Source organism: Marinobacter sp. (genome assembly GCF_044799475.1).
Classification (GTDB): domain Bacteria; phylum Pseudomonadota; class Gammaproteobacteria; order Pseudomonadales; family Oleiphilaceae; genus Marinobacter.
The window spans coordinates 1,560,361-1,582,030 of the sequence record NZ_CP085217.1 but is presented as its reverse complement, the minus strand read 5'-3'; the positions used below and the strand labels follow the sequence as shown (position 1 = coordinate 1,582,030).

Annotated in this window: 20 protein-coding genes; 13 read left to right on the top strand and 7 right to left on the bottom strand. The window is 59.3% G+C overall.

Annotation, left to right across the window (positions count from 1 at the left end):
* Positions 1 to 55 precede the first annotated feature (55 nt).
* From thiD to LG327_RS07370, 4 genes are all read left to right on the top strand, one after another.
* The gene (gene thiD, locus LG327_RS07385) at positions 56 to 817 is read left to right on the top strand and encodes a bifunctional hydroxymethylpyrimidine kinase/phosphomethylpyrimidine kinase (RefSeq protein WP_404369278.1); all 762 of its coding nucleotides are present in this window, start codon (positions 56 to 58) and stop codon (positions 815 to 817) included.
* 50 nt (positions 818 to 867) lie between these two features.
* A complete protein-coding gene (gene thiE / locus LG327_RS07380) occupies positions 868 to 1,464 on the top strand; it encodes a thiamine phosphate synthase (protein ID WP_404369275.1) in 597 nt (198 codons plus the stop codon).
* 78 nt (positions 1,465 to 1,542) lie between these two features.
* Entirely contained in the window at positions 1,543 to 2,823 is a 1,281-nt protein-coding gene (gene hemL, locus LG327_RS07375; RefSeq protein WP_404367898.1) for a glutamate-1-semialdehyde 2,1-aminomutase, read from the top strand.
* Between the two features lie 357 nt (positions 2,824 to 3,180).
* Positions 3,181 to 4,095, top strand: coding sequence for a lipase family alpha/beta hydrolase (locus LG327_RS07370; protein ID WP_404367895.1), 915 nt, complete (start codon positions 3,181 to 3,183; stop codon positions 4,093 to 4,095).
* Positions 4,096 to 4,169: 74 nt separating this feature from the next.
* On the opposite strand, the gene LG327_RS07365 is transcribed toward LG327_RS07370, so the two are convergent.
* From LG327_RS07365 to LG327_RS07350, 4 genes are all read right to left on the bottom strand, one after another.
* Positions 4,170 to 5,393: a hypothetical protein gene (locus tag LG327_RS07365; RefSeq protein ID WP_404367892.1), complete on the bottom strand. Its 1,224-nt coding sequence runs from the start codon at positions 5,391 to 5,393 to the stop codon at positions 4,170 to 4,172.
* Positions 5,394 to 5,639: 246 nt separating this feature from the next.
* Positions 5,640 to 6,107: a hypothetical protein gene (locus tag LG327_RS07360; protein ID WP_404367889.1), complete on the bottom strand. Its 468-nt coding sequence runs from the start codon at positions 6,105 to 6,107 to the stop codon at positions 5,640 to 5,642.
* Entirely contained in the window at positions 6,104 to 6,808 is a 705-nt protein-coding gene (locus LG327_RS07355; RefSeq protein ID WP_404367886.1) for an anti-sigma factor family protein, read from the bottom strand. Before LG327_RS07355 ends, LG327_RS07360 begins: the two co-directional genes overlap by 4 nt.
* A gap of 10 nt (positions 6,809 to 6,818) precedes the next feature.
* Positions 6,819 to 7,406: an RNA polymerase sigma factor gene (locus tag LG327_RS07350; protein ID WP_404367883.1), complete on the bottom strand. Its 588-nt coding sequence runs from the start codon at positions 7,404 to 7,406 to the stop codon at positions 6,819 to 6,821.
* Between the two features lie 268 nt (positions 7,407 to 7,674).
* Between LG327_RS07350 and LG327_RS07345 the strand changes: the two genes are divergently transcribed.
* Positions 7,675 to 8,610: a DUF4382 domain-containing protein gene (locus LG327_RS07345; RefSeq protein ID WP_404367880.1), complete on the top strand. Its 936-nt coding sequence runs from the start codon at positions 7,675 to 7,677 to the stop codon at positions 8,608 to 8,610.
* Positions 8,611 to 8,674: 64 nt separating this feature from the next.
* Here LG327_RS07345 and LG327_RS07340 read toward each other — a convergent pair whose 3' ends face one another.
* Positions 8,675 to 9,253, bottom strand: coding sequence for a tetratricopeptide repeat protein (locus LG327_RS07340; RefSeq protein WP_404367877.1), 579 nt, complete (start codon positions 9,251 to 9,253; stop codon positions 8,675 to 8,677).
* Positions 9,250 to 11,577, bottom strand: coding sequence for a penicillin-binding protein 1B (mrcB, locus tag LG327_RS07335; RefSeq protein ID WP_404367874.1), 2,328 nt, complete (start codon positions 11,575 to 11,577; stop codon positions 9,250 to 9,252). Before mrcB ends, LG327_RS07340 begins: the two co-directional genes overlap by 4 nt.
* A 115-nt stretch (positions 11,578 to 11,692) precedes the next feature.
* Here mrcB and LG327_RS07330 point away from each other — a divergent pair, with 115 nt between their 5' ends.
* The 3 genes from LG327_RS07330 (at position 11,693) to LG327_RS07320 (ending at position 14,050) form a co-directional block, all read left to right on the top strand.
* Complete coding sequence (locus tag LG327_RS07330) at positions 11,693 to 13,270, top strand: AAA family ATPase (protein ID WP_404367871.1); 1,578 nt, start codon at positions 11,693 to 11,695, stop codon at positions 13,268 to 13,270.
* A gap of 79 nt (positions 13,271 to 13,349) precedes the next feature.
* Positions 13,350 to 13,700 carry a pentapeptide repeat-containing protein gene (locus tag LG327_RS07325; protein ID WP_404367869.1) on the top strand — a complete coding sequence of 117 codons (351 nt, stop codon included), beginning with the start codon at positions 13,350 to 13,352 and terminating at the stop codon, positions 13,698 to 13,700.
* Entirely contained in the window at positions 13,697 to 14,050 is a 354-nt protein-coding gene (locus LG327_RS07320; RefSeq protein ID WP_404367866.1) for a Rieske (2Fe-2S) protein, read from the top strand. Before LG327_RS07325 ends, LG327_RS07320 begins: the two co-directional genes overlap by 4 nt.
* Here the strand turns inward: LG327_RS07320 and sfsA are convergent.
* Entirely contained in the window at positions 14,022 to 14,747 is a 726-nt protein-coding gene (gene sfsA, locus LG327_RS07315; RefSeq protein WP_404367863.1) for a DNA/RNA nuclease SfsA, read from the bottom strand. The two genes, LG327_RS07320 and sfsA, sit on opposite strands and share 29 nt — an antisense overlap.
* Before the next feature lie 379 nt (positions 14,748 to 15,126).
* Between sfsA and dksA the strand changes: the two genes are divergently transcribed.
* The 5 genes from dksA (at position 15,127) to LG327_RS07290 (ending at position 21,215) form a co-directional block, all read left to right on the top strand.
* A complete protein-coding gene (gene dksA / locus LG327_RS07310; protein ID WP_404367860.1) occupies positions 15,127 to 15,567 on the top strand; it encodes an RNA polymerase-binding protein DksA in 441 nt (146 codons plus the stop codon).
* 113 nt (positions 15,568 to 15,680) lie between these two features.
* The gene (gene gluQRS, locus LG327_RS07305; protein WP_404367857.1) at positions 15,681 to 16,565 is read left to right on the top strand and encodes a tRNA glutamyl-Q(34) synthetase GluQRS; all 885 of its coding nucleotides are present in this window, start codon (positions 15,681 to 15,683) and stop codon (positions 16,563 to 16,565) included.
* Positions 16,566 to 16,650: 85 nt separating this feature from the next.
* On the top strand, positions 16,651 to 16,827 hold the full coding sequence (locus tag LG327_RS07300) for a hypothetical protein (RefSeq protein WP_404367854.1): 177 nt from the start codon (positions 16,651 to 16,653) through the stop codon (positions 16,825 to 16,827).
* Complete coding sequence (locus LG327_RS07295; RefSeq protein ID WP_404367851.1) at positions 16,817 to 19,783, top strand: ATP-binding protein; 2,967 nt, start codon at positions 16,817 to 16,819, stop codon at positions 19,781 to 19,783. Before LG327_RS07300 ends, LG327_RS07295 begins: the two co-directional genes overlap by 11 nt.
* A 7-nt stretch (positions 19,784 to 19,790) precedes the next feature.
* Positions 19,791 to 21,215 (top strand): sigma-54-dependent transcriptional regulator, encoded by a 1,425-nt coding sequence (locus LG327_RS07290; RefSeq protein WP_404367849.1) that lies wholly within the window; start codon positions 19,791 to 19,793, stop codon positions 21,213 to 21,215.
* Positions 21,216 to 21,670: the final 455 nt, after the last annotated feature.

Here is a 21,670-nt window from a genome sequence, read left to right as displayed (position 1 = left end):
TTCTTCCGAGTAAAAAGGAGACCCGGACATCAAACTCCAACAACGCCCCCAGGTACTGATTCTTTCCGGACTCGATCCCTCCGGCGGCGCCGGCATCCAGGCCGACATTCAGGCGGTCACGGCACTGGGCTGCCATCCCCTGCCCGTCCTTACCTGCCTCACTGTTCAGGACACGAAAAATGTCTACAACAGTGCGCCTGTGGATGCTGGCCTCATAGAACAACAACTGGCCTGCCTTGCGGCGGATACGCCTTTTCAGGCCATCAAAACCGGTGCCCTGGGCAATGCCGATGTCGTGGACGTGCTGGTACGTTTTCTTGACCGTTATCCAGACATACCGCTGATTGTGGACCCGGTCATCAAGGCTGCCGGCGGTGGCGACCTCGCAGACGAAGCGCTGATAGACCGCATGCGGAGCCGCCTCTTCCCCCTGGCGGATGTGATAACGCCGAATGGTGTCGAACTGGCCTTGCTGGGCAACAGCGACGACCCGGAAAAAGCTGCAGTGCAGCTTCTTTCCGGTGGCTGCCATTCCGTTTTAGCCACCGGCGGGCATGGAACCGGAGAGCAGATCATCAATATTCTTCACCGGGAGAACCGTCGCACGGAGGAATGGCCGCTGGAGCGGATTGGCGGGGAATATCACGGAAGCGGCTGCACCCTGGCGGCCGCCATTGCAGCTGGAAGGGCCAAAGGCCTGTCCCTGGAAAACGCCATCGACCGGGCACAGCTGTTCGTGCTGGAGGCCATCCGCAATGCACTTGAAGTGGGACAGGGCCAGCCCGTACCCGATCGCAGCAGGACGGAAAGCACCTAGTGTTCCACAAAGGTATTCGGCCCGGCCTCTATGCCATCACTGATACGGAAATGATGCCGGGACAACGGCTGCTCACTGAAGTGGCAGCAGCCCTTCGGGGGGGCGCGGTGATGGTTCAGTACCGGGACAAGATCAGCACCGTCAGCGAACGCCTGCATCAGGCCGAAGGCCTGCAGGCTATTTGCCAGGAAGCCGGCGTACCCCTGATCATCAACGACGACCCGAAGCTTGCTCACCAGGTAGGCGCAGCCGGTGTTCACCTTGGCCAGACCGATACCTCCCTTGCTGATGCCCGGGCTTTGCTGGGAGACAAGGCAATTATCGGAGCGACCTGTCATGGAAGCCTGGCACTGGCGGAAAAGGCTGTTGCAGCCTCGGCGGATTACCTGGCTTTTGGCCGCTTTTATCCATCCGGCACCAAGCCAGGAGCCTTCCCGGCAGACCCCAAAATACTGGGACAGGCCCGGAGGTGGGATCTGCCCCTGGTTGCCATTGGCGGCATCACTGCCGAAAATGGCGGACCCCTGATCGAGGCCGGCGCTGACTGCCTCGCCGTAGTCGGTGGTCTGTTCGGAGAGGGCGACACAGAAAAGCGCGCCAGGCAGCTTTCAGAACTGATCCGACAGCATCATCTGGCTGCAGACTGATTTTGCCGGCTTGCATTTCCATGATCCGGCAAACAACACGTTATCCGATTCACATTCCAACCCGGGGAGTTCTGACCCATGACGCAATCCGAAGATCTTTTTGAACAGGCACAGAAATATATTCCGGGGGGCGTCAATTCTCCGGTACGGGCATTTCGTGGTGTAGGCGGAACACCGTTGTTCTTCAAACATGCCCAGGGAGCTTATCTGTACGATGAGGACGACCGCCGCTACATCGATTACATCGGCTCCTGGGGGCCGATGATTCTTGGTCATGGCGACCAGCGCATCAAGGATGCGCTCCATGCCCAGATCGACCTGGGTGTAGGCTACGGCGCGCCTACGGCTATCGAAACAGCAATGGCGAAGAAAGTCTGCGAGCTGATGCCCTCCATTGATCTGGTGCGCATGGTCAACTCGGGCACCGAGGCCACCATGAGCGCCATCCGGCTGGCCCGCGGCTATACCGGCCGGGACAAGATCGTGAAATTCGAAGGCTGCTACCACGGCCACGTGGATTCATTGCTGGTAAAAGCCGGCTCCGGAGCCCTGACTCTTGGCGTACCCAACTCACCCGGTATCCCGGCCAGCCTGGCCGAGCACACGCTGACGCTGGACTTCAATGACATTGAGGGCGTGAGAAAGGTCTTCGCTGAAATGGGCGACCAGATTGCCGGTGTCATAGTAGAACCTGTCGCGGGCAACATGAACTGTATTCCGCCGGTACCCGGCTTCCTGCAGGGATTGAGGGAGGTATGCAACGAGTCCGGAGCGGTGCTCATCTTCGATGAAGTCATGACCGGCTTTCGGGTAGCCCTGGGTGGGGCCCAGGAGTACTACGATGTGACGCCGGACCTCACGGCTCTGGGCAAGATCATTGGTGGGGGCCTGCCGGTAGGGGCCTTCGGCGGCAAACGGGACATCATGGAACACATCTCGCCTCTGGGCCCGGTTTACCAGGCCGGCACTCTCTCCGGCAATCCCCTGGCCATGACCGCAGGCCTGACCACGTTGATGGCTATTTCCGAGCCAGGTTTCCATGACGCGCTGGGGGCGAAAAGCCTTGCCGTACAGAATGGCCTGCGGGCCGCGGCCAACAAAACCGGCATTCCGCTAACGGTGCAGGGTGCGGGGGGCATGTTTGGATTCTTCTTCACTGAAGAGCGCAGCGTCACCCGCTTTGACCAGGTCATGGCCTGTGATGTGGAGCGTTTCAAAGCCTTTTTCCAGGGCATGCTGAAAGAAGGTGTCTACCTGGCTCCCTCGGCATTCGAAGCCGGGTTCATCTGCGCGGTTTTATCGGATGACGACGTCGAACACACCATCCGCGCTGCGGAAAAAGTCATGGCCACACTCTGACCTGATTCGCTGGCCTGATTCGCTGCTGGCATGGCCCGGAAACCCTGTCTTTCCGGGCCATGCCTGTGAACCGCGTCACACCGGAAGGCCCTCTGGCTGAATTTTGTGCAAGCTTTGTTGACATAAGTATCTTCCTGTTCAAAAAATGAACTCTGTTTCACAACAGACGCACTGACTGCGACAATCTGATCAGCACAGTCTGATGCAGCGTCAGAGCAGGGAAGCCCGTGGGTCAAGGCACCCTTCCAGAACCAGGAACGAGTAAACAGACGCTATCCAGGATTGACAGGAGCCTCGACGCGGCCCCGACGCAGTTTGATAACAAAGACAAAAGCAGACTGACGAAAGGTGCAAGCAATGAAACACTGGATCAAGGCATTAGCCCTGGTAAGCGTACTGACGTGGTCAGCCCCCGCCATGTCCTGGTGGTGGACTCCCTCAAACTACACAGATACCCGTTACCCGATTGTGCTGGTACACGGCATGTTTGGTTTCGATTCCATTGCCGGCATAGATTACTGGTACGGCATCCCGGAAGAACTCCGCCGTTATGGTGCCGACGTCTACACTACTCAGGTTCCCGCGCTGGACAGCACCATCGCCCGCGGTGAAGCCCTGCTCCCCCAGATCCAGGCCATTGCGGCCGTCCACGGCAAGGTCAATCTGATCGGCCACAGCCATGGCGGCCCAACGGCACGCTATGTCGCACGGGTACGGCCGGACCTGGTCGCCTCCGTCACCTCAGTGGGTTCTCCCCATAAAGGATCTCCGGTTGCTGACCTCATCTATGGCTCTCCTGCGGAAAGCCTGGCAGCAAAACTGGGCGACGCCCTGGGCGGCCTGATTGATCTTCTCTCCGGCGGCGGCTTTGACCAGAATCTGCGTTCCAGCCTCTACTCCCTGACAACCCAGGGCAGCAACGAATTCAACCGCTTTGCGCCGGCTGGTGTTCCCGCCACCTCCTGCGGTGAAGGTGCCTACTCATCCAGCGGCGTGCGTTTTTATTCCTGGGGCGGGACCGGCGTGCTGACCAACGCTTTTGACCCCTCCGACGCCTTACTGGGCGCTACAAGCCTGGCTTTCGGCTTCAGCGCCAATGACGGCCTGGTGGGGCGGTGCAGCAATCACTTCGGCAGGGTCATCCGGGACAATTACTTCATGAACCACCTGGACGAAGTGAACCAGGCCATCGGCCTTCACAGCCTGTTTGAGACAGATCCGAAAACCGTGTTCCGCCAGCAGGCCAATCGTCTGAGGAACGCTGGCCTCTGACCTGAAAGAAATATTTCAGGGACGGCAGTTGCAGTTTGCCGCCCCTGAAACCACAGAAAAACGAAAACGGAACATCAGAAGAGGTAACCCAAGCTTAGCTGGGTGATGTAGTTATCGTATGTGAACTGCTCCAGTGAGCTGTCATTTCTGCGGTAGATAGCTTCAGCTGAAACCGACCATTGCGATGACAGGGCGTAGTCTGATCTCAGACTCACCGAATACCGCTGTTCTGTCCGCCGTCCGGCCTCCACCCCTGAAGCCTCCAGCAATTCGTAATCATCCGGGTAGTCGCTGTAGCGGAAACCCAGCCACCCGCCCACGGACAGCTGTCCGAAACCATGAAAATCAAGGCCGGCTTCAAGCTCCTGGCGCCTGGGTGACACGCTGATGAACTGATCGCCCTGTCTCAGATCATCCCTGTCATTGAATTCCAGACGGATGCGGGAATGCGCCTCCCACTGGTCCCATTGGTAGAGATAGCCACCCTGAAAGAAATAACGGGTGCCCTCATAGGCTTCAAAGCCATCAGACGGATTCACCAGAGACAGATTTGCTCCCAGATCGCAGCGACCTCCGGCCACACCGAGACAGCCGGCCTTTCTGTATTTGAGATCCAGCGTCGTATGGAATTCCCGGTTTTCACCGCCAATTCTGAACCAGGACTGCTGGAGACCAAACTGATAGCGGTCTGTGCGGCCCCGGGAAACCCAGGATACCGCCGCCTGGAGGGCATCGTTGCTGTAGTCACTCTCCGAATGGTAGTGACGGCGAAAAGCGCTGCCGGACAGGTTGATGGAATCTGCCCGATCCGCCCGACCGTTCAGTTCCCATAGCGGCCCCGCGGCCACCACAAAGCCATCATTGAAAGTGTCCGACAGATCCGTCGCGGCGTCGTCCGGCAGAAGGGCAAGGTTGTCTTCGTAGCCAGGACCCAGTGAAGCAAAGCCCGACCAGGGAGCTGGAAAAACCCGGGTGTCTGCCTGGTCCTCCAGTTGCAGCAGCGCGAGTTTGCGCAGTTTCTCCTGCTCCGCATGTTCTGCAACTTCGGTAAAATAGTCCCGGGCCTGGCGGTGATCTTCTTCCGCCTGTGAGATCAGTCCGAGGTTATAGAGTGCAAGATCACGGTGGGGCGTATCGAGGAGAATCCGGAACTGTTCCCGGGACCGGTCGTAAAGCTCCAGCCGGTAATAAACCACCCCAAGGTTGTAGCGCAGGGACGCGCTTTCCAGTCCTTTGGACAGGGCCTGTTCCAGCAGGAGTCTGGCGCGAGTCAGGTCGCCCTGATTAAACGCCTGCACCCCCTCTCTCACAGACGAAAGGGCTGACGACACAGACGCGCCGGATGCAGCATCGTCAGCGGACAAAGGTGCCGCAAGCAAGGCGCAGACAAGAAGGCTCAGTGGGTATTGACAGGAAAAACGGGCCAAACAGAACTCCTACCGGAGGCCCCGCAGAACGGGATATTGATACCGGTTGAAGTATAGCAGGATCTCAATGATTCCCAATGCTCATTGGCAGGCGGGAATCGCTGAATTCAGTCTGGGTTAGCGGGGGTTGCCAGCGTCCGGTTGCGGTTTCATGTCCATATCAGGGAGCCCATCGCGCCCTGAGCCAGGCCCGGGCTCCGGTAGTTCGTTACCCATGTCCGGTCTGCTGGCCGAGGGCAGCTCAATGCCCTCGTCGGGACTGCCCCGGCGGAGCTCACTGCGGTTACTCCTGGCTTCCTCTGATATCTCCCGGCCCAGGGCGCGGCCACGCTCCCTGGCTTCAGCGGCTCTCTCACGGCCGGCGGCACCGGGCTGGCCTTCGCGACTCCGAATCCCGGCGGGCTCCGGCAGTTGCAGCTCCTGTACAACGCGACCGGAAAGATCCTCATCGTCAACGACCATGCGCATGGTCACATCCAGATCATTTTCCTGAGCCATCACACCGCCCGAGGCCAGCATGAGACAGATTGCCGCGACGGCATACACCAGCCGGTCCACTCGATACTTCCCTTTCATCCTGCTCATGAGGATGGCTCCTGATCCAGTGATTCCATGCCCGGGATGGGGGCACGGAAGGTTTTACGTTTTTCACCGTCGTCCAGATGTGCCACCAGCTCGCCGGCTTCGGGCCAGGCAACGCGCAGGGGCAGTGCGATAACATTGTCACCCGCTTTGAGGTCGACCTGCCAGGTCAGTTCGCGATGACCCGGAAAACTTGCCAGCTCTACATTGGCCGGCAGTTCCAGGGTAAGGCTGACGTCATCCAGCTCCGACTTTGCACTGAAGGCCAACCTGACCGTCTGCTCCCGGTAGCCGGGAACACTGGTCGGGTTTTCATCCTGAGCCTGCTGACCACTTCCACTGGCAGCGAAGGTTTCAGGAGAATCCTGGTTTTCAATGCCGCTTCCCAGAAACAGGCCCAAAGCCAGCGCAGCTGCAACTGCTCCACCCACCACCGGCGACGCCCACTTGCGGCGGCCTCTGCTGCCTGACGCTGCAGAGCTGCGCCCGGTTGCTGCCGCCAGCACGCGGGCCTCGAAATCCGGCCCAGGTGCCGGAATTTCATTACGCTGCAGCTCCTCGCTGATCCGGTTTTCCCAGCGCAGGCGGATGGCGCATGGCTGGCAGCTGGCAGTATGCTGTTCAAGAGCCCGGGCATCCGCGGCAGTGAGTTCTCCGGCGGCTGAGCGTTCAATGTATGTGTGGGCCTGCTGGCACGTTGTCATTTCGATCACCTCAATCCCTGAAACGAGTTCCGGTGAGAAAAGGTTCCAATTCCTCGCCAATTTTTTCTTTCAGACCTGCGCGACACCTGTGCAGGCGGGATTTGACCGTACCTACCGCGATACCCAGAACCTCGGCAATATCCTCCTGACGCCATCCGTCCACGTCATGCAACAGAAGAAGGCTGCGGTGGTCGGGGGACAGATCTGTCAGTGCCCTGTCCATTGCCTGCCGCAGCTGCTCGCTGTCCAGCTGGCGGTCCGGCTCCACTCCTCTGTCTACCAGGCTGTCGAGAAAATCCCGCCCCACCTCTTCGGACATGATGCTGCTGGCTGGACGATCGGCCTGACGCGCGTATTTCCGGGTGAGGTCTATAAAGTGCCGGTAAAGCACCCGGTTGAGCCAGGGGCCTGGCTGGTCGACTGCCAGCAGCTCATCCGCTTTTGGAAAAACTTTTGTCAGCACATCCTGCACCAGGTCTTCCGCGTCGTCCCTCTGGCCGGTAAGCCGGTAAGCAAACCGGTACATTGCCCCAAGGTGGGGTTGAACGCAGTCTTCAAACTGTTTCGCGCGCGAGCGCCTGAAAGGAATCAATGCCACATCAGCAACCTGCGGATTCTGGTTTCAGAACGCCTTATATCATAAAAACGCCCGACTGCCCGGATTCCGACTCTATCCTGCAAAAATTGCTCCTGTACATTTGGTAACACGAGAAAGAAAAACAGTAACACGATAAATGGGAACGCTTCGAAGGCAGCGCACGTTCTACTCTCAGGCGCCGAACTCTGCAGGAGTACCAGGTGACCAGACAGATCATAAAAAACCCGGCGAGACATTCACCGACCGGGCAAACCTTCGGAGACGATTTATGAAGAATGCACTGATCAAGGGTTTTACAGTTGCGGCACTGGCAGCAGCAGTGGCGGCGTGTGGTGGAAGTGGCAGCAGTGATAGCGATTCTACCGGGACCATGTCACTGGGTCTGACAGATGCTCCGGTAACCGATCTGAGCCAGGCAAACCTGAATATCACTTCGGTTGAAGTGAAGTCTGCAGACGGCGAAAGCGTAACCATCGAACTGGCAGAAGCATTGGACATCAACCTGCTCGACTTCCAGGGCGGCAAGGTTGCACAGCTTTTCGAAGGCCAGGAATTCCCTGCAGGTCAGTATGAGTGGATTCGACTTCACCTAGGCGCAGATCCATACGTTGTTGAAGCATCAGACGTTAATGAGACACCAGTCTTTCTGTTCCTGCCTTCGGGTCGTCAAACCGGACTCAAGCTGAATGGCGGCTTCGTAATTCCTGCTGGTGGCTCTGCAGATTTTACCATCGATTTTGATGTCAAGAAGTCCATCTTTAATGCCGGCGGAAATGCTCCGGCAAACCGTGACAAATACATGCTGAAGCCTTCCCATCGTCTGATAGACAATGTTGAAGCTGGGTCAATTGTCGGGAAAGTTGACGTCATTAACCTCGCTGCCCAGCGGGCTGACACCCCCCAAGCCTGCGACTACGACGGGTCTGTCTACGTTTACGCAGGAAGCGGCACAACACCGACTGATCTCGTCTTTAATCCCGAGACCGAGAAGATGGAAGGCCCTGTCGTAGCAGTGCCGGTAACCAATGAGGAGCAAGAAAGCCTGTTTAGCTTCAAGGCTGCATTTCTGCCGGCCGGCGACTACACCATCGCCTATGCGTGCCAGTCTGATGATAACCAGACAGTAGACGACCTAGAGTTCATTGGCGTTCAGGACGTTACTGTTATAGCGAAGGAAGACGCCCTAGCCGAAATCATTCAATAAACCGTCTCAGAAAAAGCAATCTAGAACCAAGCCCCCGCACCGCGGGGGCTTTTTTATTGCCCGATTAAAGCGCCGACGCCCGCTGCTCAGCCTGATTCGCCCCCGCCATATTGCCATTTGCCCGCCGGATATCCGCCAGCAGGTTCCAGCCGGAACGCTGGAGCTTCGTATTGCTTCCTGCCAGTGACAGTCCTTTCAGGGTGAACTGCTCGGCGGTGTCCAGCCTGTCCATCTGCACATAGGCTTCAGACAGTTTGTAGTAAATTTCAGCGGATCTGGGGGATATGCGCTGGGCCCGTTCGAGCTGGCTGATGGCACCCTGGGTATTGCCCTGGGCCAGCAGGCTGTCGGCCTGCATCATGAGGCTTGCCGCCGCCGGGGACAGGGTTTCACCCTGGCTCTGGTGGTCCGGGGCCGGGATGGGCCGGGATTCAATCACTTCTCTTTCGGCGGGCTGCTCCGACTTGAGAACTCTGGTGTCACCAGCAGCCCGCTCAGTCTGCGGCGGTTCCGGCGCCTGCTGGTCGTAAGCGGGCTCCTGAGACGCGGGAACATAGATCGGGTAACCCGTGCCAGTAGCACAGCCAGCCAGCACGAGGGTAGCTGCACCGACAAGGGTCAGGGGAAATCGCTTATTCATCATTGAAACAGTCCTTCAAACCAGCCTTTCAGGCGTTTGCTCATGTTGCCGGAACAGCCTACCCGGTCACGGGGTTCACTGCCGGCAATGAATGGCATGAAACGGGCATTGTCGCAGTGCTCATCTGTCAGGGCCCCCTGATCGGCATTTACCCAGTGGTATTGCACGCCGTCAGGAACCACCGGTGAAAATCCATGCTGGGGCACCGCGGCCATGAAACGGGACCACACAGGCAGTGCCCCGGTGGCGCCGGTCAGGCTGGTGGAGGTGTTATCGTCGCGACCCACCCAGGCTACCGCCAGCACGTCGCCACTGAAGCCGGCAAACCAGCTGTCCCGGCCATCATCGGTGGTCCCTGTCTTGCCTGCAAGCCCAAGGTCACCAGGTAGAGACCGGTAAGCGGATCGCCCGGTACCTTCCCGCATGGTTTCCTGCATGGCGTACTGGACCAGATGCACTGCAGCCGGATCCACCACCTGGTCGACCGCCAGGCTGTAGCGGCTCAGAGACTGGCCATCCGCCGTAGTGACGTCCCGGATGCTGCGCAAAGGCATGTTGAAGCCGGAGGTGGCGAGGCCCTGATACAGGGAAGCCACCCCAACCGGCGTCATGGATACCGCACCCAGCAGCATCGACGGATACCCGGAGACGGGGCTGGTCACACCAAGGCGCTGCAGGGTTTCGGTGACTGCGCCGACGCCCACATCCAGCCCCACCCGCACAGCCGCGAGGTTGTATGAGTGCGACAGTGCCTGGTGCAGCGGCACCATTCCATGCTCCTGGCCGTCATAATTGTCCGGTTCCCAGCGCTGGCCGTTGTCAAAAACCAGAGCAAAGCGGCGGTCTTCAACCTTCGAAATCAGAGTGTAAGTATCGGCATTACCCAGCGCCGTGAGATAGGTGAAGGGCTTGATCAGGGAACCAATCGGCCTGCGGGCATCCAGTGCCCGGTTGAAGCCGGCAAACTGGGCATCCCGGCCGCCGACCAGGGCAAGTACTTCTCCGGTATCCCGGGAGGTGACCACCATTGCCGATTCCAGCGGCGAGGGGCTCCCACCCGGTTCCAGCGATTCCAGGGTTTCAGCAACCGCGAACTCCGCGGCGTACTGGATGGCGGGGTTGAGGGTGGTGAATATCCGCAAACCATCGTTCTGCAGGTCTTCTTCCCGGTAGTCCCGTGCCAGGTGACGACGGACCAGATCGATGTACGCCGGATAGCGGTTTTCCGAATAGGATGGCTTTGCCGCGACCCCCAGCGGCTGCGCCTGGGCAGCCAGAGCACGGGACTCGCTGATCAGTCCCTGGGATGCCAGAGTATCGATAACCAGGTTGCGACGGGCAAGGGCCCGCTGGGGATTCCGGCGGGGGTCGTAATAACTTGGTCCCTTTACCAGACCAACCAGCAGGGCGTACTGGTGGAGCTTCAGGTCCCCGAGGGATTCGCCAAAGTAAAACTGGCTGCCCAGCCCGAAGCCATGAATGCTGCGGGTGCCCGCCTGCCCCAGGTATACCTCGTTGAGGTAGGTTTCAAGAATCTCCCGCTTGTCGTAATGAACTTCGAGCAGCAGCGACATCAGAGCTTCATTGCCCTTGCGGACGAATGTCTGATCCCGGCTGAGGTACAGATTCTTGACCAGCTGCTGGGTCAGGGTGCTACCGCCCTGCACCACCCGACCGGCCTGCAGGTTGGCCCAGAAAGCCCGGGCAATGGAAAGGGGTGACAGGCCAAAGTGGTCGTAAAAGTCGCGGTCTTCAACGGTCAGAAGGGTTTCTTCAAACCCCTGGGGCAGATCCTCCATCTGCACCAGCACCCGGTCCTCCTTGTGGGCGGGGTAGATGCCACCGATCTGCACCGGCTCAAGCCTTGCCACCGGCGTGGCCTCCCCAGAAAGTACTCGCATGCCGCTGACACGATCTCCCGCCAGCGAAACGGCAAGCCGGCGACGGGGTTCGGCGCCATCGGCAAAGCGGAAGCCCCGGGTGCTGATCACGAAACGACTGCCAGACTGGGTGAAGGTACCTGGCTTTACCCCATCGCCCTGCCGGTAACCGGCCATTTCCAGCTCACGGCGCAGACTGGCCGCACTGGTGCTGGCACCGTCGTAAAGTTCCAGCGGTCTGGCGTAGACCCGGGATGGCACCTCAAATCTCTGGCCTTCAAACCTGGCCGTGACAACCGCATCAAGATACACCGTCCAGCCGGCCAGAATCGCCAGCCCCAGCAGGGCAAGGCGCAGGAAAATAGCCCTGAAACGGCTCCGGCGGCGGGTTGGGGACTTTTGTGAAGGTTTGCGGGCAGACTTGCCTGGAGTGCGGGATTTTTTCATGTCGGGATTATAGCCAAACAGGGGGGCCCCCGAGCAGCCCTTCTCTGTGTCATTTATGTAATGCGATGGTTATGATGAGCACCGATCACAACTGCAAATGTTCAAGGAGAGGCCTGTGAGTGACGCATTACCCGGAGATCTGATTCTCGCCCTGCAAGATCCAGCGCTGTACGACCACCCTGTAACCGACTTCCAGGTTCTTGAGACTCACATTTCCTGGGTCATTCTGACCGGCCACTACGCGTACAAGATCAAGAAACCCATGGACTTCGGCTTTCTTGATTTCTCCACCCTTGAGCGCCGCAGGTATTTCTGCGAGGAAGAGCTCCGGCTGAACCAGCGGCTGGCAGAAAGACTCTACCTCGATGTCGTGCCCATTACCGGCACACCGGAAGAGCCTCGCCTGGGAGGCGATGGCGAGCCCTTTGAATATGCCATACGAATGCGCCAGTTTGACCAGTCCGAACTGCTGGATGCCCGCCAGGAGCGCAGCGAACTTGAACCCGGGCTGCTCACTGCGCTGGCCCGCCAGACTGCAGACTTCCATGGGCGGATTCCCCCGGTACCCGAAGACAAGCCGTTCGGCACCCCCGAATCCGTTTATGCGGGAATGCAGGAAAACTTCGACCAGATCCGGCCGATGATTGACGACCCGGCGCTGCTGGAACAGCTCGACCGGCTGGAAGGCTGGACCAGCTCCACGTTTGAACTTCAGAAAACGCTCATCGAAAAGCGCCGTGAACACGGTTTTGTACGCGAATGCCATGGCGATCTCCATCTGGCCAATATCACGGTCTTTGAAGGCGAAGTGACCATCTTTGACTGTATCGAATTCAGCGAGTCCTTCCGCTGGATTGACGTGATGAATGATCTCGCCTTCCTGCTGATGGATCTTGAGTCCCGCCGGGAACAGCCTCTGGCCACCCTGGTCCTGAATACCTATCTGGAATTCAGCGGTGATTTCGACGGTGTGGCCCTGCTGCCCCTGTACAAGGCCTACCGGGCACTGGTGCGCGCAAAAATCGCCCTGTTCACCATGGGCAATCCTTCCCTGAGCGATGCAGACAGGCTTGGCCTGATGCAGAAATACCGGGACTATGCGGCTCTGGCCGAATCTTACAGCGTCATTCCAACCCGGCTTCTGCTTGCCACCACAGGCCTTTCCGCCAGCGGGAAGTCAGTGGTGAGCCGTGCCCTGGCCATGGAACTGGGGCTGGTTCACCTGCGCTCCGACGTGGAACGCAAGCGACTGTTCGGGCTCGGGCCACTGGATTTCAGTGGATCAGAGCCTGGCACCAACATCTACACTCCCGAGGCGACCATCCGGACCTACGACACCCTGGCGAGGCTGGCCATGCAGCTGCTGGCGACGGGAACAGCCGTCATTGTGGACGCTGCCTGCCTGAAAGCCGGTGAACGGGGTCGCATCCAGCAGGTGGCCGAGGAACAGGGCGTACCCTTTGCCCTGATCGACTGTGAAGCCCCGGAAGAGCTGCGCAGACAGTGGATTCGCCAGCGTTCCGGCGATGCATCCGAGGCCGACGAGAGCCTGCTGGACCAGCAGAGAGAATGGCTTGAGCCGCTGACCGACGATGAGAAAGTACACACCATTCACGTGCATACCGAGCAGGACCATGTGGCGGAAGCCCTGGCTGACAGAATCAGGCAGCATTTCGGACTGCCTGGCCGCTGATCCCAGGCACCGGGGCATCGTAGCTGACCGGGAGAATGCTAGACTGAAATCTCCACCACTGTTTTGGGAGCAGGACAATATGGAAGACATACGAATCATCGACGATCCGCTCTACGAGACGCTGCGCAATGAAAACGTGGAAGCGTTCAATGCCGCCAAAGCCCTCATGGAGCAATACCCCAGCTTCTCCCACGGAGATTTCCGGGGCCTGGACCTGCGTTCAATGAATGCGGATGGTCTGGACCTCAGTCACGCCTACCTCCGGGGGGCCGATATTCGTGGCGTGGATTTCGGCAACACCAACCTGGAGGGGGCCAGCATTGCCGGAGCCAAGATTTCAGGCTGCCTGTTCCCCCGGGAGCTGCATGCCGATGAGATAGTCATGTCACTGAATCATGGCACCCGCATGCGCTATAACATGATGAAATGAAGACCGCCTGGCACGATGTGGCGGCAACGGACGCAGTGCCGGAAAACGGCGGCCTGGAGTTCCGCATTGACGGCACACCCGGTTTCATCATCCGCACGGGCCGCGGCCTTCAGGCGTACGTGAACCGCTGCCCACACCTGGGCATCGAACTGAACTGGATGCCAGGACGCTTCCTGGAAGCCAGCGGCTGCTTCATCCAGTGCGCCACTCATGGTGCTCTTTTCACCCCTGAAACCGGCCACTGCATCGCCGGCCCATGCCAGGGTGAAAACCTTTCACCTCTTGAAGTCAGCAAAGCCGACGGCCGGGTGCTGGTGCGACTCAGTCCAGAACGACAGGCAGAGGCCTGACCAGCGCCAGCGAGCCTGACGGGGCGCCTCTGGAGGCAAGATCCGCCTGCCAGGCCATCAGTTCGACACCAACAGCCCCCGCTTCCCGCAGCATCCGGCCGTAGACCGGGTCAATATGATCCGCCGGCCGGACTTCCGTAATGCCCGTATGATTGACACAGAACAGCAGCACCGCGCGGTCCCCCGCCGCAGCCTGCGCCATCAGTTCCCTCAGGTGCTTCTGTCCCCGGGCCGTGACGGCATCGGGAAAATAGCCAGCAGCATCCTCGCAGAGAGTGACATTTTTCACCTCAACCCAGGTATCTGGCCGGCTGTCATGACCGGAAAGATGGAGATCAATACGGCTTTTTTCACTGCCATAGCGCTTCTCGGCCTGGATCCGCGGGTAATCTGACAGTTCCGGTACCACACCTGCCTCAATCGCCGCCCTCGCCTGGTGGTTTGGCCTGCCAGTATTGATGCATGCCAGAACCCCCGGGGCGGTTTCCACCAGCTCCCAGGTATAACGGAGCTTTCGTTTTGGGTTATCACTGACACTGAGCCAGACCCGGGCGTTTTCCGGCTGACAGCCAAGCATGGAGCCGGTGTTGGGGCAATGGGCGATCACTTCCGAACCATCCGCAAGACGGACATCTGCCAGAAATCGCTTGTATCGGCGTATCAGCCGGCCTTCAACAAGTGGAGGGGTGGCAATCATGACAGGCTCCTGACAGCATGTGGGTATGGGGTTTGCCATGATACGCAAAGCCGATCAATGCGCCAGCACCCGGCTGGCGATACAGGGCTGGCGCAGACTTCCCATATCTGCTATTTTCCGGCAATTCCGGGCGCCTGAAGTAGCCCGCAGTTTCCGGTGATGGCCGCATTCTTCCAGGAATGGCAGCAGGAAGAAAGTTCGCAATTGCAGATAGCAATTTCAGATAACAGGGCCGCAGTAAAACTGGTAGGCTGAGAGCATGAAACCCTGACAGACTGGATGTAACAGCACGGCCGGTGCAGTGATTCACCGGTTCCAATTTCACAGGGGCGCGCGGCCGGCGTGCTCAGTTGAGATATACAGGAAGAGGCCGGGTTCAATGGCAAAAACTGAAGAGAAAGCACGCGAGACGTTTACCAACTTCACGCCCTATGAGATGAAAAAGGGCGAAGAGTACATGAGCCCGGAGATGCTCAAGCACTTCCGGCAGCTGCTTCTTAACTGGCGGCAGGAGCTCATGGAAGAAGTGGATCGCACCATGCATCACATGCAGGAAGATGCGGCCAACTACGCAGATCCCAGCGACCGCGCGAGCCAGGAAGAAGAATTCAGCCTGGAGCTGCGAACCCGCGACCGGGAGCGCAAGCTGATCAAGAAGATTGACCAGACCATTGATCGTATCGACAAGGACGATTATGGCTTCTGCGATCAGTGCGGCATCGAGATCGGCACCCGCCGCCTTGAAGCACGCCCGACCGCAACACTCTGTATTGACTGCAAGACCCTGGCGGAAATCCGCGAGCGTCAGACCGGCATCTGAATTCCGTGGGTCTGCCGCCTCAGGGCGGGCCCCGGCTTTCCGGGTTCAAGCAGGCTTCAGCCGATGCCGCGCCGACCTGTCGCCAAACTCTCCCTGCCCCTGACTGACCGGCCATGACAGCTACGGCTTATCGCGGACGTTTTGCACCTTCCCCTACCGGACCCCTGCACTTTGGCTCTCTCGTTGCTGCCCTTGCCAGCTATCTGGAAGCCAGGTTCAGAGATGGCTCATGGCTGGTGCGCGTCGAAGATCTTGACCCTTTGCGGGAACCCGCCGGCGCCGCCGAAACCATACTTCAGAGCCTGACGGCCCACGGCCTGGAAAGCGACGAACCGGTTCGCTATCAGTCCCATCGCGGCGACGCCTACGCTGCAGCCACAGAGACTCTGATCGCAGCACACCGGGCCTATCCATGCACCTGCTCCCGGAAGCTTCTGAAAATGAATCACGGGCGCCATCCCGGGGGCTGTCGCCAGGGGCGGCTGATTGACCCGGAGAGCAAGCCCCATACAATCCGCTTTGCCCTCGAGGACGAGAATGCCATCTGGCAGGACCAGCACCTTGGGCTCCAGCACCAAAGGGTTCACGGCGAGATTGACGACCCGGTAATCCGCCGGAGAGAGGGCTTCTACGCCTATCAGCTTGCAGTGGTAGTTGACGACATTGACCAGGGCATCACCAACGTGGTCCGGGGCTCGGACCTTCTGCCAATGACGGCCCAGCAGCAACAGGTATTCCGGGCTCTGGGCCAGGAACCTCCGGGCTGGCTGCATATTCCTGTCATCGTAAACGCCAGCGGGCAGAAGCTCAGCAAGCAGTCCCATGCGCCAGCACTGGACGACAGTCTGACCGGCATCAACCTGTGGCGAGCCCTTGCCGCGCTGGGTCAGCAGCCGCCGGAGAAGCTGGTCACCGCGCAGGCCAGCACCATTCGGGACTGGGGTATTGAGCACTATCGCCCGGACCGGCTGCCCCGCGCCTCACAAACACCCGGCTGAGGCCGGGGCCGGCTTCGGAACTGACAGCCAGGCGGGAGCCGTGTTATAAACGCAGCTCCCGTTATCAGCCCGGATAGGATGTCAGATGTATATCTACCGCCTGGTCTTCCTCCTGGTACTGGCCATCTACATTTTTTCTCCGACTATCCTGGACTGGTGGATTGCTCCGGGTAATGCCTGGTATACACCTTTCCTGATCTGGGGAGGTCTGGTTGCCATGGGCTTCTGGCTGGAATGGCGGCGGGACCCAAATGAGTTTTAGCCTGCCGACGTTGCTGCTTGTCAGCCTTCTCTATCTGACCCTGCTGTTCGGCCTTGCTCATGTGACCGAGCGGGAGCTGATTCCCAGAAGCTGGCTCCGCCACCCACTGGTGTATGTGCTGAGCCTCGGAGTTTACGCAGGCATCTGGGCGATTTACGGGGCCGTGGGCATGGCCGCCGAATCGGGATTTGGCTTTCTGGCCTATTACCTGGGCATCAGCGGCGCTTTTCTGCTGGCCCCGGTGCTGCTCAACCCCATCATGCGCATTGGCCGTGCCTACCAGCTCACTTCCCTGGCCGACCTGTTCGCTTTCCGCTATCGCAGTCAGTGGGCCGGCACGCTGGTCACCCTGTGCTCCGGGTTGGCGATACTGGCTCTGCTGAGCATGCAGATCAAGGCCGTTTCCACCTCGTTCAGCCTGCTCTCTCCTGACGCCTCGCCGCAGTTGATCAGCGCCCTGTTCAGCGTGACCGTGGTGCTGTTTACGGTGCTTTTCGGTGCCCGCAGAGCACAGGACACCCACGGTCACCAGGGGCTGGTCATAGCAATCGCATTCGATGCAGTGATAAAGCTGATATCCATGCTCCTGCTGGGCGGCGTAATACTGATCACCGTCTTCGGCGGGCCAGCCGGCCTCGACCAGTGGCTGGCAACCCAGGCATTTCATGCGAGCACCCTGGAACTGAGCATTGACGATGGCAGCTGGCGCGCCCTTCTTCTGATGTCCTTTGCCGGGGCGCTGGTGCTTCCCCACATGTACCACATGATCTTCAGCGAAAACCCCAGCCCCAGAGCCCTGTCCCGCGCCAGCTGGGGGTTACCGCTTTATCTGTTGCTGCTGGGCCTGCCGGTGCCCATCATTCTCTGGGGTGGACTGGAACTGGGCGCAGGCACGCCCCCGGCTTTTTACGCAATCGGCACTGCCATGGCCCTTGATAGCACATCGCTCACCCTGCTGATGTACATCGCCGGCCTGTCCGCTGCCAGCGGGCTGATGATTGTCAGCACTCTCGCGCTGTCGGGGATGGTTCTCAATCATGTTGTCCTGCCCCTTCGCACCCCCCGGGACCAGGGCGACATCTATCACTGGTTGCGGTGGGTCAAGCGGGTGCTGATTGCAGTCATCATCCTGGCGGCACTGCTGTTTCATGAGACCCTGGGCAAGAACCTCGACATAGCGATCCTCGGCGCCCTGTCGCTGTCAGGAGTGCTGCAGTTGCTGCCCGGGGCACTGGGAGTTATCTACTGGCCGGAAGGCAATCGCCGCGGCCTGATCGCCGGCCTGCTGACAGGCACCCTGGTGTGGGGGTTGACACTGGTGCTGCCGTTTTCCAATACCGCCGACATCACGGCGATGCTCGACATGCCCCTGCAGCCAGGCCTCGACAACTGGTATGTATTCACCTTTGTCAGCCTGGCGCTCAATGTCACGGTCTTCGCCCTGGTGTCCATTCTGAGCCAGACCACAACGGAAGAGAGCAGTGCCGCCCAGGCCTGCTCCCTCGGCGCCCTTTCCCGCCCCCAACGCCGTGAACTGCTGGCAACCTCGTCCGATGATTTTATCCGGCAGTTGACCGGGCCTCTGGGAGAACGCGTTGCCCAGCGGGAAGTGACCCGCGCCCTGGCACAGCTGAAGCTGCCGGAGGTGGAGTACCGCCCCTACCAGCTGCGACGGCTCAGAGATCAGGTGGAAGCCAATCTGTCGGGCCTGCTCGGGCCTTCTGTCGCCCGGCACATGGTCATGGAGCATCTGGGATTCAAACCCATGGCCGGCGGCCGGACACCCCAGGATATACAGTATGTAGAGCGTGCTCTGGGCGACTACCAGAATCAGCTGACCGGGCTGGCCGGAGAACTGGACAACCTGCGGCGGCATTACCGCCAGACGCTCCAGAATCTTCCCATTCCAGCTTGTTCGGTGGGCGACGATGGTGAAATCCTGATGTGGAATCACGCCATGGAGCAGCTCACCGGCATCCAGGCCGAGGAAGTTACAGGTGCCAGGCTCCAGGCACTGCCGGAGCACTGGCAGACCCTGCTGGAGGATTTTGTGGTCGGGCCGGAACTGCACAGGTACAAGCACCGTCTGGATCTCCATGACAGGCCCCACTGGCTCAACCTGCACAAGTCCAATCTCAGTGGTCCCGATCACAATGAGGGCGGCGGCAGCATCATCCTGGTGGAAGACCAGACGGAGACCCGCCTGCTGGAAGATGAGCTGATGCACAGCGAACGCCTGGCTTCAGTGGGTCGCCTGGCAGCCGGGGTCGCTCATGAAATAGGCAATCCGGTCACCGGGATTTCGTCGCTGGCCCAGAATCTCAGGCTGGAAACCGACAGCCCCGAGATCCTCACAACCGCCGACCAGATCCAGCAGCAGACGCGCCGCATCAGCGCCATTCTGCAGTCGCTGATGAATTTCGCCCGCAGCGGCAATCACTCCCAGGCGAATCGTCACGAGCCGGCCGTTATCCGCCGCTGTGTGGAAGAGTCCATTAACCTGCTGTCTCTGAGCAGCGCAGGACGGGGCATCCATTACCTTAACCAGTGTCCGGAGGACCTGGTCGTACTGGGGGACGAACAGCGTCTGGTGCAGGTCTTCATCAACCTGCTTGCCAACGCCAGGGATGCCTCGCCGGAAAACGGCCAGGTACGGATTAGTGGAAACCGCGAGGGCTACTCGGCTATTATCGAGGTCACCGATGAGGGATCCGGCATCCCCGCCGACCAGCTGGATCACATCTTCGAACCCTTCTACACCACCAAGGGTCCCAACCAGGGCACCGGCCTTGGCCTGTCACTGGTATACAGCATCATCGAAGAGCATTACGGTAATATCCAGGTGGAAAGCCCGGCCGTCCCCAATACCACCCGCGGGACCTGCATAAGACTGAGGCTGCCCGCATACGAACCCGGGGTGGACGCAGCAGGCGCCACCCTGAACGAAAGGTCCTGACACCACTATGCGCCGCATCCTGATCGTAGAAGACGAAGAGATCATCCGCTCCGCGCTGAGAAAACTGTTGCAGCATGCCGGCTACGAGGTTTCAGACGCGGGCTCAGTGACCGATGCAGAGCAGCGTTTCGACCTTCAGCAGTTCGATCTCATCATTTCCGATCTCAGGCTGCCTGGGCCTCCAGGCACCGAACTGATCACCCGGGCGCCGAAAACGCCGGTTCTTATCATGACCAGTTACGCCAGCCTGCGTTCGGCGGTGGATTCCATGAAACTCGGGGCAGTGGAATATATTGCCAAGCCCTTTGATCATGATGAAATGCTGGCTGCAGTGGAAACCATCCTCAGCCAGTCAGCCGCCCGGGCGGGCGCAAGCCCCGATGCCGGTGTCACCGAGACTGAGCGCCAGCAGAGCGACCCCTCCCGCGTGATGTTTGGCCACTGTGCCGCCATGCAGCATGTTTTCACTCTGATCCGGAAGGTCGCGCCCACGGAAACCACCGTGCTGGTTCAGGGCGAGTCCGGCACCGGCAAGGAGCTTGCAGCCCAGGCCCTTCACAAGCTCAGCCCGAGAGCGAGCCGGCCATTGATCTCGGTGAACTGTGCGGCCATTCCCGAAAGCCTGATCGAATCAGAGCTTTTTGGTCATGAAAAGGGCGCCTTTACCGGCGCAGTGTCTGCGCGGACCGGCCTGATCGAGGCAGCGGACGGCGGCAGCCTGTTTCTCGACGAGATAGGGGAACTGCCAGCCGAAGCCCAGGCCCGCCTGCTCCGGGTGCTCCAGGAAGGAGAGATCCGCAAGGTCGGCTCAACCCAGAGCCGCAAAGTCAGCGTCCGGATGATTGCAGCTACTCACCGGAATCTGAAGGCCATGACCCGGACCGGAGAATTCCGGGAGGACCTTTACTACCGCCTGAATGTCATGCAGATCCGCATACCCCCCCTGCGGGAAAGGCAGGACGACATCCTGCGTCTCGCCGCAAAATTCCTTGATCGCCAGGCCGAGCGCATGGGGAAGCCCGGCCTCAGGCTAAGCCCGGAAGCCATGCGGACGATGGAAAGGCATCGCTGGCCAGGCAATGTCCGGGAACTGGAAAACGCCATTGAGCGGGCCACCATTCTCTGCGATGACGACACCATTACCCCTTCACTGCTGGATCTGGACAGCAACGGTGGTGACGTGAGTATCCCCGAAGCCCTCGTGGAGGGCGACCCTGCGCCGGCTGCGCCCCAGGAACCCGAAACCTCAAACGACCTTTCACTGGAGGATTATTTCCAGCATTTCGTACTGGAGAACCAGGATCGCATGAGCGAAACGGAGCTGGCACAGAAGCTTGGTATCAGCCGCAAATCCCTCTGGGAAAGACGCCAGCGCCTGGGCATACCCCGCAAGAAAACCTCCAGCAGTCATGGAAGCGTTGCCGGCGACTGAAAACCGGTTCCAACTGTTACCAGGTGTTACCGCAAGGAACACAGGTCTCAGAAAAAGTGAGACCCAGGTAACACTCTGACTCGACAAGTCTGGGCTCTTCCAGGTTAATTAAATTTAAGTGGCTGTTAATAAAGGATTTAGAAATTCTGGCACATGCAGTGCATTCAATAGGGCGCACAACAACAAAAACAATGTGACAAAGCAGCGTGGAAACAAAAACAAAAAGCTGCAGGAAAACGTTCAGCAACAACAACAAAAATAGAACGAGCGAACTGAGTGTTTTGAGTGCTGAGCTTTTTAGGGGTGCCATTGGCCTGTTTGAGTTGTAGATGTAGAGAAGAATCGTCCTCCAGACGCCGCTATATCCACTCTGATCTCATATCCGGTCGTTACTGCTCTCTGTATTCAAAGCGTTCCGCTTGCCTAATGAGCCTCGCGTAGAGGCAGATAAGGGG